At 68.2% G+C, this 16,655-nt stretch carries 17 protein-coding genes; 12 read left to right on the forward strand and 5 right to left on the reverse strand.

The window, feature by feature from the left end; genetic code table 11:
* Positions 1-25 precede the first annotated feature (25 nt).
* The 4 genes from ACFY2X_RS27965 to ACFY2X_RS27980 are packed head-to-tail and all read left to right on the forward strand — an operon-like array spanning position 26 to position 4,300.
* Positions 26-2,923 (forward strand): nitrate- and nitrite sensing domain-containing protein, encoded by a 2,898-nt coding sequence (locus ACFY2X_RS27965; protein ID WP_389943393.1) that lies wholly within the window; start codon positions 26-28, stop codon positions 2,921-2,923.
* On the forward strand, positions 2,920-3,342 hold the full coding sequence (locus tag ACFY2X_RS27970) for a roadblock/LC7 domain-containing protein (protein ID WP_389943396.1): 423 nt from the start codon (positions 2,920-2,922) through the stop codon (positions 3,340-3,342). The genes ACFY2X_RS27965 and ACFY2X_RS27970 overlap by 4 nt, the downstream gene beginning before the upstream one ends.
* 9 nt (positions 3,343-3,351) lie before the next feature.
* The gene (locus ACFY2X_RS27975) at positions 3,352-3,753 is read left to right on the forward strand and encodes a DUF742 domain-containing protein (protein ID WP_389943399.1); all 402 of its coding nucleotides are present in this window, start codon (positions 3,352-3,354) and stop codon (positions 3,751-3,753) included.
* A gap of 7 nt (positions 3,754-3,760) precedes the next feature.
* Entirely contained in the window at positions 3,761-4,300 is a 540-nt protein-coding gene (locus ACFY2X_RS27980; RefSeq protein WP_389943402.1) for an ATP/GTP-binding protein, read from the forward strand.
* Between the two features lie 108 nt (positions 4,301-4,408).
* On the opposite strand, the gene ACFY2X_RS27985 is transcribed toward ACFY2X_RS27980, so the two are convergent.
* Genes ACFY2X_RS27985 through ACFY2X_RS28000 form a run of 4 tightly spaced genes read right to left on the reverse strand, consistent with a single transcriptional unit; the run spans position 4,409 to position 7,748 of the window.
* Positions 4,409-5,179, reverse strand: a complete 771-nt coding sequence (locus ACFY2X_RS27985) for an ABC transporter ATP-binding protein (RefSeq protein WP_389943405.1) — start codon at positions 5,177-5,179, stop codon at positions 4,409-4,411.
* Positions 5,180-5,203: 24 nt separating this feature from the next.
* Positions 5,204-5,995: an ABC transporter permease gene (locus tag ACFY2X_RS27990; protein WP_389943408.1), complete on the reverse strand. Its 792-nt coding sequence runs from the start codon at positions 5,993-5,995 to the stop codon at positions 5,204-5,206.
* Entirely contained in the window at positions 5,992-6,765 is a 774-nt protein-coding gene (locus tag ACFY2X_RS27995; RefSeq protein ID WP_389943411.1) for an ABC transporter permease, read from the reverse strand. The genes ACFY2X_RS27990 and ACFY2X_RS27995 overlap by 4 nt, the downstream gene beginning before the upstream one ends.
* Positions 6,762-7,748, reverse strand: a complete 987-nt coding sequence (locus tag ACFY2X_RS28000; RefSeq protein WP_389943414.1) for an ABC transporter substrate-binding protein — start codon at positions 7,746-7,748, stop codon at positions 6,762-6,764. The genes ACFY2X_RS27995 and ACFY2X_RS28000 overlap by 4 nt, the downstream gene beginning before the upstream one ends.
* A gap of 450 nt (positions 7,749-8,198) precedes the next feature.
* On the opposite strand from ACFY2X_RS28000, the gene ACFY2X_RS28005 reads away from it, so the two are divergent.
* The 5 genes from ACFY2X_RS28005 to ffh all read left to right on the forward strand — a co-directional run bounded on the left by ACFY2X_RS28005 (position 8,199) and on the right by ffh (position 14,270).
* Positions 8,199-11,126, forward strand: coding sequence for a nitrate- and nitrite sensing domain-containing protein (locus ACFY2X_RS28005; RefSeq protein ID WP_389943417.1), 2,928 nt, complete (start codon positions 8,199-8,201; stop codon positions 11,124-11,126).
* Between the two features lie 43 nt (positions 11,127-11,169).
* Positions 11,170-11,583: a roadblock/LC7 domain-containing protein gene (locus tag ACFY2X_RS28010; protein WP_389943564.1), complete on the forward strand. Its 414-nt coding sequence runs from the start codon at positions 11,170-11,172 to the stop codon at positions 11,581-11,583.
* Positions 11,584-11,667: 84 nt separating this feature from the next.
* On the forward strand, positions 11,668-12,066 hold the full coding sequence (locus ACFY2X_RS28015) for a DUF742 domain-containing protein (protein ID WP_389943420.1): 399 nt from the start codon (positions 11,668-11,670) through the stop codon (positions 12,064-12,066).
* Between the two features lie 13 nt (positions 12,067-12,079).
* Positions 12,080-12,640, forward strand: a complete 561-nt coding sequence (locus tag ACFY2X_RS28020) for an ATP/GTP-binding protein (RefSeq protein ID WP_389943567.1) — start codon at positions 12,080-12,082, stop codon at positions 12,638-12,640.
* An 82-nt stretch (positions 12,641-12,722) separates the two neighbouring features.
* Positions 12,723-14,270, forward strand: a complete 1,548-nt coding sequence (gene ffh, locus ACFY2X_RS28025) for a signal recognition particle protein (RefSeq protein ID WP_389943423.1) — start codon at positions 12,723-12,725, stop codon at positions 14,268-14,270.
* 357 nt (positions 14,271-14,627) lie between these two features.
* Here ffh and ACFY2X_RS28030 read toward each other — a convergent pair whose 3' ends face one another.
* Entirely contained in the window at positions 14,628-15,077 is a 450-nt protein-coding gene (locus ACFY2X_RS28030; protein WP_389943426.1) for a hypothetical protein, read from the reverse strand.
* A gap of 266 nt (positions 15,078-15,343) precedes the next feature.
* On the opposite strand from ACFY2X_RS28030, the gene rpsP reads away from it, so the two are divergent.
* The 3 genes from rpsP (at position 15,344) to rimM (ending at position 16,654) form a co-directional block, all read left to right on the forward strand.
* Positions 15,344-15,805, forward strand: coding sequence for a 30S ribosomal protein S16 (gene rpsP, locus ACFY2X_RS28035; protein WP_389943429.1), 462 nt, complete (start codon positions 15,344-15,346; stop codon positions 15,803-15,805).
* 1 nt (position 15,806) lies between these two features.
* Positions 15,807-16,049, forward strand: a complete 243-nt coding sequence (locus tag ACFY2X_RS28040) for an RNA-binding protein (RefSeq protein WP_184713302.1) — start codon at positions 15,807-15,809, stop codon at positions 16,047-16,049.
* An 89-nt stretch (positions 16,050-16,138) separates the two neighbouring features.
* Positions 16,139-16,654 carry a ribosome maturation factor RimM gene (rimM, locus tag ACFY2X_RS28045; protein ID WP_389943432.1) on the forward strand — a complete coding sequence of 172 codons (516 nt, stop codon included), beginning with the start codon at positions 16,139-16,141 and terminating at the stop codon, positions 16,652-16,654.
* The last annotated feature ends 1 nt before the right edge of the window (position 16,655 follow it).

The raw sequence follows: 16,655 nt of genomic DNA on the forward strand, positions 1-16,655 counted from the left end.
CCGACTCCTGCCGTCGAACTGGCGTGTGCGCCCCCGTCTGGTCGCGCTGATTCTGCTTCCGACCGCAGCGGCCGTGTTGCTGAGCGGTCTTCAGCTCACCACCGCGCTGTCCACCGCGAACGAGTATCACCGGACGTCCCAGGTCGCCTCGCTCGTCGGGCGGCTTGCCACGCTCTCCCACGAGCTGGCCGAAGAACGCGATCTTACCGCCTGGTACATCGCCGACCACCGCCGTCCCGCGCGGCTCGCCAACGTCAAGCGGCAACGTGGGGCGGTCGACCAGGCCGTCACCGACGTCCTGGCCGCGGCCAAGGCCATCACCAATGAGCACGAGGCCAGCGTCCAGGCCGAGACCGCCCAGGCGCGCCGCTGGCTGGACAGCCTCCCCGGCCTCCGCAGGCGAGTCACCGACCCCGGCGTGCTTCCCCGTGCCGCCCTCGGCATGTACTCGCCGATGATCGCCAGCTTCCTCACCCTCCACGACGACCTGAGCCGTGGTAGCGGCGACGAGCACCTCGTCAGCGACGGGTTGGCGCTGGGCGCGCTGAGCAGGGCGAAGGAACAAATCGCCAAACAGCGAGGCATCCTGCTCATCCCCGGTCTCGAGCGCGGCTTCGACTTCGACGACCACGCCGAGCTTCTCGGCGCGTGGAAGATCCAGCTGGGCGAGGAGGCCGCCTTCCGGCAGTCCGCCAGCGCCGCCGAGGTCAAGCGATTCCGGGAACTGGTCAGCGGCCCGAAGGTGGACCGCGCCGACGCGATCCGCGCTCTGATCGTGTCCCGCGTGCGCGAGAACCGGCCCCTGGGCAACTTCGGCGTCCGCACCTGGTTCGACTCTTCCACCGCGATCGTGAACGGCATGCGAACTCTCGAACGCGAGATATCCGCCTCGGTGGAGAAGCACAGCCAGGAGCTGGAGGACGCCGAACGGCGCAGCGCCATGATCTCCGGTGCCGCGATCCTGGTTCTGCTGGTCTTGATCCTGCTGATCACCGCCTGGGTGGCCGGCACGCTGGTCCGGCCGCTGCGCAAGCTGCGGAGCGAGGCGCTCGAAGTGGCCGACACCCGGCTGCCCGAGACCGTTCGCGTGCTGCGGGAGTCCACCGATCTCTCTCCGGACGTCGAGGTGCCCTCCATCGGGGTGGCCTCTCGCGACGAGATCGGGGAAGTGGCCCGAGCCTTCGACGAGGTCCACCGCGAGGCCATCCGGCTGGCGGGCGACGAGGCCAAGCTGCGGAACAACGTCAACGCGATGTTCGTCAACCTCTCCCGGCGCACCCAGTCGCTCGTGGAGCGTCAGATCGACCTCATCGACGACCTGGAGCAGGGCGAGCAGGACGAGACCCGGCTGGGCAGCCTCTTCAAGCTGGACCACCTGGCCACCCGCATGCGCCGCAACTCCGAGAACCTGCTGGTTCTCGCGGGCCAGGAGCAGAGCCGCCGGTGGAGTGAGCCGGTTCCGTTGAGCGACGTCGTCCGTGCCTCGTTGTCGGAGGTCGAGAACTACGAGCGGGTGAGCCTCCGGATCGAGGCGGGCACCCTGATCCTCGGTTCGGCCGTCAACGACATCGTCCACCTGATCGCCGAGCTGGTCGAGAACGCCATCTTCTTCTCGCCGCAGGACACCAAGATCACGGTGAGCAGCAACAGCAACGAGACGGGCGCCATCATCCTGGCGGTCACCGACTTGGGCATCGGCATGAGCGACGAGGAAATCGCCGAGGCGAACCGGAGGCTGGCCGAGCCCCCCGCGGTGGACCTGTCGGTCTCTCGCCGGATGGGTCTGTTCGTGGTCGGCCGCCTGGCCATGCGCCACGGCATCCGGGTCCAGCTCCGCCGGCCGGAGGCGGGCGGCCTGAGCGCCGTCGTCCTGCTTCCCGTGCAGGTGGTGGCCCAGTCCGCGATGGCCATGGCCGGGCAGGGCCCGTCCCAGACGTCGTTCGGCAGCATGTCGAGCTCGGACATGTTCGGCGGGCTTTCGAAGCCGGACCCGTTCGGTGCCGGGTTGAGCCAGGATCCGTTCGGGGCCGGGCCGGGCCACGACTCGTTCGGTGCCGGGCCAGGCCAGGATCCGTTCGGGGCCGGGCCTGGCCAGGACCCGTTCGGCACGGCCGGGGGAAGACTCCCCTCCCGGAAGCCCCCGGCGTCGGGGACACCGGCCTCGCAGCCTCCCGCCCCGACGACGGCCGACCTGTGGTCGACGCCGATGGTGTCCGCCTCCGCGGTGGAGGACCTGTGGTCGTCGCCTCTCACGCCGACCGCACCGCCGTCCTTCCCGGATCCGCGTTCCCCCTTTCGGGATCCGCACCCGTCGTTCCCGACCTCGCAGCCGTCGTCTCCGGGCTCGGAGCCGCCGTTCCCGCCGTCATGGTTGGAGAACCCGCCGCTTGACCCGTGGGCTCCGCAGGAGCCGGAGGTGGTGGAGAACACCCAGGCCATGCCCGCGGTCGAGACGCCGGTGACGGAGTCGCGGCCGGAGGAGTTCCTGCCGATCTTCTCCGCGGTGGGTTCCGACTGGTTCCGCAGCAGCGCCTCCGTCGAGTCCGCGCCCGAGGCCGGGAACACGCCCGAGGCGATGGAGCAGAGGCTCCAGGAGGCTCACGAGACCCGGCAGGCTTCGCCGCAGGTCGAGAGGCAGCCGTGGAGCACGCCTTCGGACCAGGGGTGGGCCGCCGCCGAGGCGGCCAAGAAGCCCGCCGAAGGTGGCCTGACCGGATCGGGTCTGCCCAGGCGAGTGCCCAAGGCGAACCTCGTTCCCGGATCCGCCCCCGCGGCGCCGACGACGCCGCCGCCGGCTTCAGCCGCTCCTCCTCTTTCGGCGGAGCGGGTACGCAGTCGTCTGTCCAGTTTCCAGCAAGGCATACGGCAGGGCCGCGCTGAGATGAGCGAGCGCTTGAACACTGCCGAGGGAGACAACCAGTGAACAACCAACTCAGTCAGGCCGCCCGTGGCTTCAATTGGCTGATCACCGAGTTCGTCAAAGAGATGCCTGGGGTGGCTCACGCGGTGATCGTCTCCGCGGACGGTCTTCCACTGGCCTACTCACAGGGCTTTCCGAAGGACCGCGCCGATCAGCTCGCCGCGATCACAGCCGGTCTGGTCAGCCTGACCCAGGGGGCCTCCCGGGTCTTCGAGGGTGGTCCGGTCGTCCAGACCGTGATCGAGATGCAACGCGGCCTCCTGCTCACCATGGCGATCAGCGATGGTTCCGCGTTGGCCGTACTGGCTTCGCCGGACTGTGACATGGGTCTGGTGGCCTACCAGATGACACTGCTGGCGGAGCGTGCCGGGCAGGCACTCACGCCTGCACTTCGGGCCGAGCTGCAGTCAGCTCAGCGATAGGGGGGTGATATGGACGCACCAGGATGGCGTGGACCAGGAGAGGAATCTCCTCCCACGTCTCAGGCCAAGAGCGGGCGGAACCGGCTGATTCGCCCGTACGCTGTGACCGGAGGAAGAACCGCTCCTCGGATGCAGCTTGCACTCGAGGCGTTGGTTTCCTCGGCGACGTTCGTGAGCGTGGATTCGAGCACGCTCTCCACGGAGTATCAGGCGATCATCTCGCTGTCCCAGCAGGTGCGCTCGGTGGCAGAGCTCTCGGCTCTACTGCGCATGCCGTTGGGTGTGACCCGGGTCCTGATCGCGGACATGGCGGCCGAGGGCCTGGTGCAGATCCACCAGCCATCGCTGGATGCCGGAAAGCCGGATCTCAACTTGCTTGAAAGGGTGCTCAGTGGGCTTCGCAGGCTCTGACGCCGGAATGACGTCGACGAAGATCGTTGTCGCCGGAGGATTCGGTGTAGGCAAGACGACCTTCGTCGGCGCGGTCTCCGAGATCATGCCGCTGACCACGGAAGCGGTGATGACAGAGGCCAGTGCGGAGGTCGACGACCTCTCGCACATCCCGACGAAGCGGACCACCACGGTGGCCATGGACTTCGGCCGGGTTTCGCTGGACCGGGACCTGATCCTGTACCTGTTCGGTACGCCGGGTCAGCACCGGTTCTGGTTCATGTGGGACGACCTCGTGAAGGGCGCGATCGGTGCGATCGTGCTGGTCGACACCCGGCGGCTGGCCGACAGCTTCCCGGCGATCGACTACTTCGAGGAGGCCGGACTGCCCTTCGTCGTGGCCCTGAACGGTTTCGGCGGCACGCATATCCACGGCGAGGAGGAGGTGCGGGAAGCTCTGACGATCTCCCCGACCATTCCGATCGTCCGGACCGACGCCCGGTCTCGCGATGCCGTGAAGTCGACCTTGATCACCTTGGTCGAGCACGTCCTCACTCTCCGGGTCTGAAACAGGTGTGGGGCTCACCCTCGACTGGTGAGCCCCACACCGCGGCCTTCGCGCTCCACGCCTTTCCACGGGCGAGGAGCCGCACGATCCCGCCCGCCACCGGGCTCGCTACGACGCGGCGGTCGGCTGGTTTTGCATGCCGCGGACCAGACGGCCGACCTCGGCGCGCAGGTGCACGAAGTCGGGGTGCTCGCGGGTGGCGATCTGATCGCGGGGAGCGGGAAGTTCGACCCGCAGATCGCCGACGACCGTGGCGGGAGACTTCGACAGGACCACGACGCGGTCACCCACATAAACGCTCTCGTCGATGTCGTGGGTGATCAACATGATGGTCATCCCGTGGGACTGGCGGACCTGGAGCACGAGATCCTCCAAATCCTCCCTGGTCTGCGCGTCGACGGAGCCGAAGGGCTCGTCCATCAGCATGAGAGAGGGCTTGTAGGCAAGGGCGCGGGCGATGGCCACGCGCTGCTGCATGCCCCCGGACAGCTCCCACGGATATTTCTTGGCCGCGCCGGGAAGCCCGACCTGTTCGAGCGCCTCCATCGCGGCCTCGGTGCGTCGGCTCCGATTCGTGACCTTGCGGCGCAGCGGGAGCGACACGTTGTCGACCACGGTCATCCAGGGGAACAGCGAGCGGCTGTAGTCCTGGAAGACGATCGCCAGATCGTCCGGGGTCGACTCGACCGGCTGTCCCTGGATGAGGACGCGGCCTCCGGTGGGGCGCAGCAGGCCGCCGATCGACCGCAGGAGCGTCGACTTACCGCATCCGGAAGGCCCCACGACGCAGACCAACTCGCCGTCTGCGACGGTGAGGTTCACCCCGCCGAGCGCCCGGTACTCCCCGTAGGAGTGGGTGAGGTCGCTGATCTCCAGCATTTCTGGGTTACCTCTTCGTTGTCATCAGTCGATCTTGCGGGCGCCGCGGTGCCAGGTGAGCACGTGCCGCTCGACACGGAGGAACGCGGCGTTGAGCATGAGCCCCAGGATCCCGAGAAGCACGATGGCGGTCCACATGGACGGGATGTCCACCTGGCTCTGGGCGACCAGCATCCGGTAGCCGACCCCTTCGGTGCTGCCGATGTACTCCGAGATGATCATCATGATCAGGGCCAGCGCGACGCTGAGCCGCAGTCCGGCGAAGATCTTGGGGGCCGCGGCGGGAAGGATCACCCTGGTCAGCTGTTCCGTTCTGGACACGCCGAACACCTTGCACGTCTCCAGGTACTGAGGGTTCACATAGCGGGCGCCGTCCAGTGAGTTGATGAGGACGGGCCATAAGACGCCGAAGACGATGGCCACCAGCTGGAGCGGCGTGCCCACCCCGGTCATGGTCATGAAGATCGGGATGAGGAGCGGCGGTGGAACCGAACGGAAGAAGTGGATCAGCGGGTTGACGAAGTCGGACAACGTCTTCGAGCGGCCCAGCGCCACTCCCACGGCGATGGCGATCGTGCAGGAGACGGCCCAGCCCAGGAGCAGGCGGCCCAGGCTGGGCAGCAGGTGATCGATCGCGTCGTCGGTGAGGAACGCCCGGATGAGCGGCCCGGAGAACCACAGCTCGTACAGGCGCAGCAGGATCGTCGAGGGGGGCGGGAAGTAGACGGCCTCGGCCAGCCTCGTGGTCAGCTCCCACGCGAGGAAGGCGACGGGCACGATCCACAGCCGGGCGATCCGCGAGATGGCCCCTCTCATGCCGTTTCCTCTCCGGCCTGGGCATGGTGCCAGCGGAAGATCCGCCGCTCCGCCCCGGCCAGCAGTGAGTTGATCAGCAGGCCGATGATCCCGGTCCAGACCATGGCGGCGATCATCAGATCCCGCTGGTTGCCGGCCGCGGCGTCGGTCACGAAGGTCCCGATGCCCTCGCCACCGGCCACGAGCTCCACGCTCACCGCGACGATGAGCGCGACCGAGGCCGCGATCCGCACGCCCGTGGTGATGAACGGCGCCGCGCTCGGCAGCGACACGAGACGCACGACGTCGACGGGGCCGAAGCCGAAGCTTCGCAGCGTCTCCTTGGCGAGCGGGTCGACGTCACGCAGGCCGTACAGCGTGTTGATGATCAGCGGCCAGCAGGATGTGTAGACGATGAGCGCGATCTTCCCGTGCTCGCTCGCCGTGAAAAGGAACATGGCCAGGGGAAGCAGGGCCACCGAGGGGATCGGCCGCAGGAACTCCACCAGCGGCCGCACGGCGCGTTCGACCTTGGGCAGGGTGCCCATCACCAGCCCCGACGGCACGGCTACCACGATGGCCAGCAGCAGCCCGATCGCCCAGGCGGAGAGGGTCGCCCCGACTCTGGAGAGGAACTCCCCGTCCGTGAGAAGACCGGCCAGGCTGGTGAGGATGGAGGAGGCGAGCGGAAACGTGTAGGGGTCGACGACGCCCGTCCTGCCCAGGACCTCCATGACGAGAAGAAACCCCGCGACGCCCAGGGCGCCGCGGAGTGCCTTTCCATTGATCATTGCGGGGGAGCCGCCACGAGAGTGGTGGCGTCGACCTTGTTCTTGACGACCTGGAACTCGTTCAGCAGGTCGGCGACACGCTGGATACGGGTCGGGTTCAGAGAGGTGGAGAAGGTGCCCATCGCCATCGTCGAGGCCACCTCGGCGGGAATCTTGATGTAGGTGGTGATGGCCTTGTTGAGCGCCTGCCGGTCGGTCGCGGCGATCTGCTGGGCCTTGGCGATCGCGCGCTGGAAGGCGGCGGCGGTCTTCGGATACTTGGTGAGCCAGTCGGCGGTGGTCGCCCAGCCGTCCAGGGGGAGTCCCTCGGTCGGACCGGACAGGGTGTCGACGAGCAGGCGCCCGCCGAGGTCCTTCTGCGCGGCGGAGATGTAGGGCTCGGTGAGCCACGCCGCGTCGACGGTGCCGGCCTTGAGCTGGGCGAGCTGCTCGGCGAACGGCACCGGCACGAGCTTGACGTCGGTCGGGGCCAGGCCGTGGACCTTTAGCTGGGCGCTGAGGGTGACCTCGCCGAGACCCTTGAGCGCGTTCACCGCGATCGTCTTACCCTTGAGGTCCTTCGGGTCCTTGATCGGAGAGTCCTTGACGACGATCACCCCGCTGATGCCCGGGGCGCCCTGCTGCGACTCCGCGAGCATCTTGAGCTTGGTCGCACCGGAGTCGCTGATCGTGATCAGCGAGATGTAGCTGGTCAGGAACGCGTCGATGCCGCCGTTGATGATCTTCGGCATCACGGCCTGCGGCGCCTGGATGGTCTCGGTCTTGATGGTCAGACCTTCGGCCTTGAAGAAGCCTCTCTCTTGCGCGATGAAGAGCGGGGCGGTCGAGGGCACGGGAACGATACCGATGTTGAGCTCGGTCTTCTCCAGGCCGGCCGCGTTTCCGGACTTGGCGGCGTCGGTGCCGGAGCTGCCGCAGGCGGCCAGTGCGAGAGCCGCGACAAGGCCGATGAGGGTGTTGCGGACAGTGCGTCCGGTCCTCATGGAGTCTCCTTAGGTGGGGGGAGCCGCACCTCGTTCGCGTTAGGCCCCATGCGTGCGGAGAGTGCGGCATGACGGCGCGTCAGCCTAGCGGATGGGTGATCGCAGGCCCAGAGACGCGGCCTGCATACCGTATAGATCGGTATGAACAAAAAGGAAGCTTTGTGATGATTCATCCCCTTTCGCCACTTTTTGATTGGCATGGCTTGTCACTTTCGTCTTATTCGCAACATCGGTATCGCTATGCTCAAATAGGTCACGCTTGACAGGCGCCGACACATGGCGCCTCAAGCCCATGCGTGACGCCCCCCAGAGTCCGGTGAGAGGTAGCCCAAGCCGGTGACCACTGAATTAGCCCGGGATGACCGCGAGGCCACTGCTGTGCCCGCGGATTCCGGCGATCAAGGCGAGTCGCCCAAGGCCGGCCGCCGACTGGCGCTGAAGAACTGGCGTGTGCGAACGCGTCTGATCGCGCTGGTCCTCATTCCCACCCTCGTCGGCCTCGTGCTGGGTGCGGGGAGTGTGATGTCCTCCCTCCAGCGTGCCGACCACTACGGGCAGCTCAACGACGCGGCGATGCTGGTCGGCCGCCTCGCCACGCTGGCCCACGAGCTCTCCTACGAGCGCGACCTCTCGGCGAGGTTCATCGCGGGCGGGCGCAGCAGCGAAGGACTCGCCCTCCTGCGCAAGCAGCACGGCGTGGTCGACAAGGCCTCCTCCGAGGCCACGACGAACCTGGAGCTGACCCGCGGCCACCTCGACCAGATCACCGCCGAGGAGTTCCAGCGCGTCGCCGACCGGATCAAGGAGATCTCGGCGCTGCGCGCCGCCGTCGTCGACACGCAGCTGCAGCCCCAGCCGGCCATCGACACCTACTCCCGTTCCATCGAGGACCTGCTGTCGCTCCACGACAACGTCACTCAGGGTGAGTCCGACGGTTCGCTCATCAGGGGCGCCGCTCTGCTCGGCGCGCTGGCCCAGGCGAAGAACGAGGTGTCGAAGGAACGGGCCGTCCTCGCCGTCGCCCTGCAGCTCGGCCGGTTCGACACGAGCGGGATGGACGCGATGGTCGCCGCCCGCGCGCAGCGTGACAGCGAGCTGGGCGTGTTCCGCTCCGCGGCGTCCCTGCAGCAGCGTCAGTTCTACGACGACACCGTCACCGGCAGGAAGGTCGACAGCGCCGAGTTCACCCGGGCCCGTGCGCTCGTCCTCGGCAAGGAAGGCCTTCCGCTCAAGAACATCTCGACGGGACGCGGAACCGAGGCGGGCCGGTGGTTCGAGTCGGTCACCGACACCATCAGGCGGATGCGGACGGTCGAGCAGGCGATCTCGGACTCCACCGTCGCACGCAGCGCCGAGCTGCGGGACCAGGAACGGCAGAACGGTCTGATCGCCGCCGGAGCGATCGCCGCCCTCCTCGTCATCGTCCTGCTGATCACCACCATCATGGCTCGATCGCTGGTCAGGCCGCTGCGCAAGCTCCGCACCGAGGCTCTGGCCATCGCGGGCCAGCGCCTTCCGGAGACCGTGCAGAGCATGCGCGAGAGCGGTCAGGCCGAGACGATGGAGGTCGCCCCGGTCGGTGTGGTCTCCGACGACGAGATCGGCCAGGTGGCCCGCGCCTTCGACGAGGTCCACCGCGAAGCCGTACGGCTGGCGGGCCAGGAGGCCACGCTGCGGAGCAACGTCAACGCGATGTTCGTCAACCTCTCCCGGCGCAGTCAGACACTGGTCGAACGCCAGCTGTCCCTGATCGAGAGCCTGGAGCAGGGCGAGCAGGACGAAGGACGTCTGGGCAACCTGTTCCGGCTTGACCACCTGGCCACCCGCATGCGCCGTAACAGCGAGAACCTCCTGGTCCTCGCCGGCCAGGAGCCCGCGCGCCGGTGGAGCCAGCCGATCCCGCTGATCGACGTAGTCCGCGCCTCGCTCTCGGAGGTCGAGAACTACGAGCGGGTCAACCTGCAGATCTCCGGCGGCGTTTCCGTCGCCGGCACCTCCGTCAACGACGTCGTGCACCTGATCGCGGAGCTCGTGGAGAACGCGATCTCCTTCTCCCCCCGGGAGACCAAGGTCACGGTGTCGAGCAACCGCATCGACGGCGGTGGCGTGATGGTCTCGGTCACCGACCTCGGCATCGGCATGACCCCCGAGGAACTCGCCCAGGCGAACTGGCGACTGGCCAACCCGCCGGTGGTGGACGTCTCGGTGTCGCGCCGCATGGGCCTGTTCGTGGTCGGCCGGCTGGCCCTGCGCCACGGTATCCGGGTGCAGATGAGGCAGCAGGACAGCGGCGGCCTGACCGCCATGGTGCTGCTCCCGGAGGCTCTGCTCTCCGTCACCGGTGTCGTCCCGGCGCCGGGCGTCCAGCCCGCGGCCCCGGCCGGTGCCGACTGGGCCGCGGTCATGGGTTCCATGGACCGGCCGCCCGTGCTGGCCAGCCCCACGTCACTGGATCCCACGCGGCCCGCGTTCGCCTCCTTCGAGGCGGCCCAGCAGTCCTTCGCCTCCTTCGACGCGGGGCAGCAGTTCAACTCCTTCGAAGTCTCGCAGTCGCCCTTCACGGGTGGTGGCCACTTCGGCCAGGCGCCGGTCGACACCCCCTGGCCCGATCACGTGCCGCCGCCGGGTGCCGACCCGGGCTGGCCGAGCACCTCCCAGATGGACATGGGGGCCTGGCCGGAGGCGCCGGCCCGTGGCGACTCCGGCATCTGGTCGACCTCGTCGAGCGTCAACAGCGACACGGGGATGTGGTCGACCCCGCTGAGCGGCGGAGACTCCGCGGGATGGCCGTCCACGATCCAGCCGGGAGCGTTCGAGTCGGGGGCTTTCGAGCCGGGAGCCTTCGAGCCGCGCGGGATGGACGCGGTGGACAACACCGGCCCGCTGCCGGTGGTTCATGACTCCTCGCCCATGGAAGAGGCGCAGGAGGAGTTCCTGCCGATCTTCGCCGCGGTCGAGTCCGACTGGTTCAAGAAGGTCGAGCCCGTCGCCTCCGCTCCGGACATGACAGAGGAGTTCAAGGAACCCTCGTCCCAGCACGCTCCGGTGGCCGACGCCTGGTCCTCACCCGCGGACCAGGGCTGGCAGGCGGCTCAGGCGGCGAGTGACCCCTCACTCGGCGGTATCACCGGTTCCGGGCTCCCCAAGCGGGTGCCCAAGGCGAACCTGGTGCCCGGCACGGCCGCACCCGACCCGGGGGCGGCCGCCCAGACTCCCGCGCTCAGGCCGACCGTCTCTCCGGAGGCGGTACGCAACAGACTGGCGAGCTTCCAGCAGGGAGTACGGCAGGGCCGTGCGGCGGCCAGGGGCGAAGCCGGCGACGGCAAGCCGTATCCCGACTTCAGCAGGGACGTTGAAGGAAACAAGGAGGACCGGTGAGCGAGCTCATCAAGGTCGCCAAGGAGGATGACACGTGCGCGAAATGAGCCAGGCCGCCCGGGGGGTCAATTGGCTGATCACCGACTTTGTGAACAACGTTCCAGGAGTTGCGCACACGGTCGTGGTGTCGGCGGACGGTCTGCCGTTGGCGTTCTCTGACGGATTCCCTCGGGACCGGGCGGATCAGCTGGCGGCGGTCGCGGCCGGCCTGATCAGTTTGACCCAGGGCGCCTCCAGGGTTTTCGAAGGCGGGGCGGTCACCCAGACGGTGGTGGAGATGCAGCGAGGGCTGCTCCTCATCATGTCGATCAGTGACGGCTCCTGCCTCGCCGTACTGGCCGCCGCCGACTGTGACATGGGCTTGGTGGCCTACCAGATGACCTTGCTCGTCGAACGAGCGGGCCAGGTGCTGACGCCTGCCGTCCGCGCCGAACTCCAGGCTTCCCACCCCCGGTAACGGCGATGACCCTAGGAGGATGTCGTGACAGGCCGCGGCTGGACCGGTGAGGGGGGCCCGCTAGGCGGGTTGCCTTATCACTCGATGGACGACCCCAACTGGCAACAGGGGGGGCCTTCACATGTTGTGCAACCGGCTCCGGCGGAGCAGAGTTCCCTGGTCCGGCCGTACGCCGTGACCGGGGGACGAACGGCCCCCCGGATCCAGCTCGCCATGGAGGCACTGGTCTCCTCGGCGACGTCCGCACATCATGATCTATCCACCCGCACCCCGGAGTATCAGGCGATCAGCGCCCTGTGCCGGCAAGTGCGTTCGGTCGCTGAGATCTCCGCGATGCTCCGCATCTCGCTCGGCGTTACCCGGATTCTGGTCGCGGACATGGCGGCCGAGGGCCTGGTGCAGATCCACCAGCCGTCGCTGGACGCGGGTAAGCCGGATCTCAACCTGCTGGAAAGGGTGCTCAGTGGACTTCGCAGGCTCTAGCCGCGGCGGCGGCCTGACATCGACGAAGATCGTCGTTGCCGGTGGATTCGGTGTGGGCAAGACCACGTTCGTGGGGGCGGTCTCGGAGATTCTGCCGCTGACCACGGAGGCGGTGATGACCGACGCCAGCGCCGGCATCGACGACCTCGGTCTCACCCCGAACAAGACCACCACCACGGTCGCGATGGACTTCGGCCGGGTCTCGCTGGACCGGGACCTGATCCTGTACCTGTTCGGTACGCCGGGTCAGCACCGGTTCTGGTTCATGTGGGACGACCTCGTGCGCGGCGCGATCGGCGCGATCGTGCTGGTCGACACCCGGCGGCTGGCCGACAGCTTCCCGGCGATCGACTACTTCGAGGAGGCCAAGCTCCCCTTCGTGGTCGCGGTCAACGGCTGGGACGGCAACTACCTGCACGGTGAGGAGGAGGTGCGGGAGGCGCTGACGCTGGCGCCGCACATCCCGATCTCCAAGACGGACGCGCGTTCACGTGACGCGGTGAAGGCCACGCTCATCACGTTGGTCGAGCACGCGCTCACCATGCGGATGGCGGTTCCCGGGTGGGGCCGCTAGCCGCCGGGCGTCAGTCGCGCCTCCCAGCGGATAGGCTGGGGGGTCGAGTCGCAGACCTGTAGCGCAGAGGCTGGCCAATCACGTGTTCGAGACACTTTCCGACCGGCTCACATCGGTCTTCTCCTCCCTCCGTTCCAAGGGTCGGCTGTCCGAGGCCGACATCGATGCCACGTGCCGCGAGATTCGCATCGCGCTGCTTGAGGCTGACGTCGCGCTGCCCGTGGTCAAATCGTTCGTCGCCCATGTCAAGGAGCGCGCCCGCGGCGCCGAGGTCTCCCAGGCGCTGAACCCCGCGCAGCAGGTCGTCAAGATCGTCAATGACGAGCTGATCGGCATCCTCGGCGGCGAGACCCGGCGGCTTCGCTATGCGAAGAACCCGCCGACCGTCATCATGCTCGCCGGCCTGCAGGGTGCAGGTAAGACCACGCTGGCGGGCAAGCTCGCCCACTGGCTGCGTGAGCAGAACCACACGCCGCTGCTGGTCGCCGCCGACCTTCAGCGCCCCAACGCCGTCCAGCAGCTCGAAGTCATGGCCGAGCGCGCGAACGTCGCGGTCTACGCGCCCGAGCCCGGCAACGGCGTCGGCGACCCGATCGCCGTGGCCCGCCAGTCGATCGAGCACGCCAAGCGGCAGCAGCACGACATCGTCATCATCGACACCGCGGGTCGCCTGGGCATCGACCAGGAAATGATGAAGCAGGCCGCCGACATCCGCGACGCGGTCTCGCCCGACGAGGTCCTGTTCGTCGTCGACGCCATGATCGGTCAGGACGCCGTCTCCACGGCCCAGGCCTTCATGGAGGGCGTCGGCTTTGACGGCGTCGTGCTCACCAAGCTCGACGGCGACGCCCGAGGCGGCGCGGCCCTGTCGGTCCGCCACATCACCGGCAAGCCGATCATGTTCGCGTCCACCGGTGAGAAGCTTGAGGACTTCGACGCCTTCCACCCGGACCGGATGGCCTCCCGCATCCTCGACATGGGTGACATCCTCACCCTGATCGAGCAGGTCCAGAAGAACTTCGACGAGGCCGAAGCCGCCAAGATGGCGGGCAAGCTCACCTCGGGTGACGGCTTCACGCTGGAGGACTTCCTCGAGCAGATGATGATGGTCCAGAAGATGGGGCCCATCAAGAACCTGCTCGGCATGATGCCCGGCATGGGGCAGATGCGTGAGCAGCTCAACCAGGTCAACGACCGCGACCTGGACCGCGTCGCCGCCATCATCCGCTCGATGACCCCGGGGGAGCGCCAGAACCCGAAGATCATCGACGGCTCCCGCCGAGCCCGCATCGCCAAGGGCTCCGGCGTGACCGTGACGGAGGTCAGCAACCTGGTGGTCCGCTTCTTCGACGCGCAGAAGATGATGAAGCGGATGGCGGGCGGCCTGGGCATTCCGGGCATGCCGGGTGGCCGCAAGGCCAACAAGGCGGCACAGAAGAAGGCGGCCAAGGGCCGGCGGGTCAGCGGTGACCCGCGCAAGGCCGCGCTCGGCAAGACCTCCGCCGACACGAACGACGCCCCGAAGGCCGGTGGCCTCCTCGGCAAGCTGGGGGCCGGTCAGCTCCCGCCCGGCATGGAGTTGCCGCCTGGCTTCGACCCCTCGAAGTTCAAGCTTCCGGGGCAGAAGTGAGCGATGACAAGTTCTACGGGCGCGTCCGGTGGATCTGGCTGATCATCATCGTGGGTTTCATCGCGGTGGCCACGCTGGAACTGCTGGGCGTACGACCTAAATAGGGCTTGGGCTGAACAAGGCTTGGGGGAAGGGGCCGGCGGAGGAATCCGCCGGCCCCTTCTCGTCGCAGCCCTTCCAGGGCGCCGGCCCCGTCCGCCCTGCCTTCCCTCCGCCGTTCCCGCCGTCCTCGCAGACCTTGCGTCGTCCCTGCCGGTCCTGGCGCCGGTCCCGTGGGTCTTACCGGTCCTGCGGGCCCTGGCGTCCTTGATGGCCGCCTCGGCGCTTTCCCCGCGCACGGGGCCGTGATCCGGGCAGTCACGCCGGAGGCCGCGCGCAGCCGTCCACCGGCCCGTCCGGCGACGGGCCGGTGGACGGTGGCGTGCTCCCCGGACCGCCCGCGCCTTTCACGGGAGCGGACGGATCCGCCGCCGCGACGGGGAACCGCATGACCACCGGTGTCGGGGCCGGGACGGGGAATCGCATGACCACCGCTGTCGGGGCCGGGACGGCGCCGGGACAATCGGCGCCCGCATCACCGGGAGACACGTCCGGGCGTGGCCGGTTTCCGGCGGCGTCGCCCAAGGAGTCGAGCAGGCGCCCGAACGCGCTCTGATCGGCTGCCGGGGCACCGCGGGTCTCCAGGCCGGCGCCTCCGGCCGGGGCGAGTCCGCCGATCGCGGAGGTCGTCCTCATCGTGAGTACGGCGCCCAGCACGGCGATGGACCCGGTCGCGGTCAGCAGAAGAGATCTCAGGGTGGTTGCCACGGCGGCCATTTAGCGCATCGGGGCGGGCCGTCCCGTGCCTCGGACACACGTGGATTACCAAGTTTTGCCCTCGGCGGGGCGCACCGGATGAGGGCTGGTTGACCTGGCACCTCCGTACATCTGGCACAATGACATGTTGGAACACCGTGACCGTGGGTGCCCTCTCACCCCCGCGTGTCGCGCCTGTCCCTCGAACGGTTCTCTCCTCGTGCCCCACTCGATGAGACGCCGCTCACCCACGCTCTAATGCAGGAGAGACCACACCAGTGGCAGTCAAGATCAAGCTCAAGCGGCTCGGCATGATCCGCAACCCGCAGTACCGCATCGTCATCGCTGACAGCCGCACCAAGCGTGACGGCCGGGCGATCGAGGAGATCGGCCTGTACCACCCGAAGGAGACCCCCTCGCGCATCGAGGTCAACTCCGAGCGGGCGGCTTACTGGCTGGGCGTCGGCGCGCAGCCGACCGAGCCCGTGCTGAAGCTCCTCAAGCTCACCGGCGACTGGCAGAAGTTCAAGGGCGAGCCGGCTCCGGCTCCGCTCAAGGTGGCCGAGCCCAAGGCCGACCGCCACGCCGCCTACGAGGCTGCGGCCAAGGAGGCGCTGTCCCTGGACACCGCCGCCACCACGCCGAAGAAGTCGGCCAAGAAGGCTGCGAAGGCCGACGAGCCCGCCGCTGAGACCCCGGCCGAGCCGGTTGCGGAGGAGAAGCCGGAAGGCGAGGCCTGAGATGCTCGAGGAGGCCCTCGAGCACCTGGTGAAGGGCATCGTCGAACACCCCGACGAGGTCCAGGTTCACGCCCGCCGAATTCGCAGCGGGCGTGTGCTTGAAGTCCGGGTCCACCCCGAGGACCTCGGAAAGGTCATCGGCCGCGGCGGCCGTACGGCCAAGGCGCTTCGCACGGTCGTGAACGCCCTGGGCGACGGTAAGTACATTCGGGTCGACCTGCTCGACCTGAACGAGGCCCGCTAGCCGACACAAGATCTATCGAGTGAACGGGTCACCCACCCAGTGGGTGGCCCGTTTGCTTTCCGTGACATATGACTACCTGGGAGGCGGGCGTGCAGCTTGTCGTAGGCCGGATCGGCCGCCCGCACGGACTCCGCGGCGACGTGTCCGTGGAGGTCCGCACCGACGACCCGGAGAAGCGGTTCGCGCCGGGGGCGACCCTCGCCACCGACCCCGCGTCCGCCGGTCCGCTCGTCGTCCAATCCCGGCGCTGGCACTCCGGGATCCTGCTGGTCAGGTTCGAAGGTGTGAGCGACCGTAACCGTGCCGAGGAACTCCGGGGCACCACGCTCGTCATCGACTCGGCGGACATCCCGCTGCCCGACGATCCCGACGAGTTCTACGACCATCAGTTGATCGGTCTCGCCGTTGTCACCCCCGAGGGGGAACAGGTCGGAGAGGTCTCCGACGTGCTCCACCACGGTCAGGACCTGCTCGTCGTACGGCGAGGCGCCGGTGAGGTCTACGTGCCGTTCGTGAAGGCGCTGGTTCCCGTGATCGACCTCGACAAGGGCATCCTCGTCGTGGACGGCCCGCCCGGCCTGCTCGACCCGGACGAGAGCGTCTGAG

Origin of the sequence: Streptosporangium sp. NPDC000396, assembly GCF_042898655.1 — a bacterium.
Taxonomy (GTDB): Bacteria; Actinomycetota; Actinomycetes; order Streptosporangiales; family Streptosporangiaceae; genus Streptosporangium.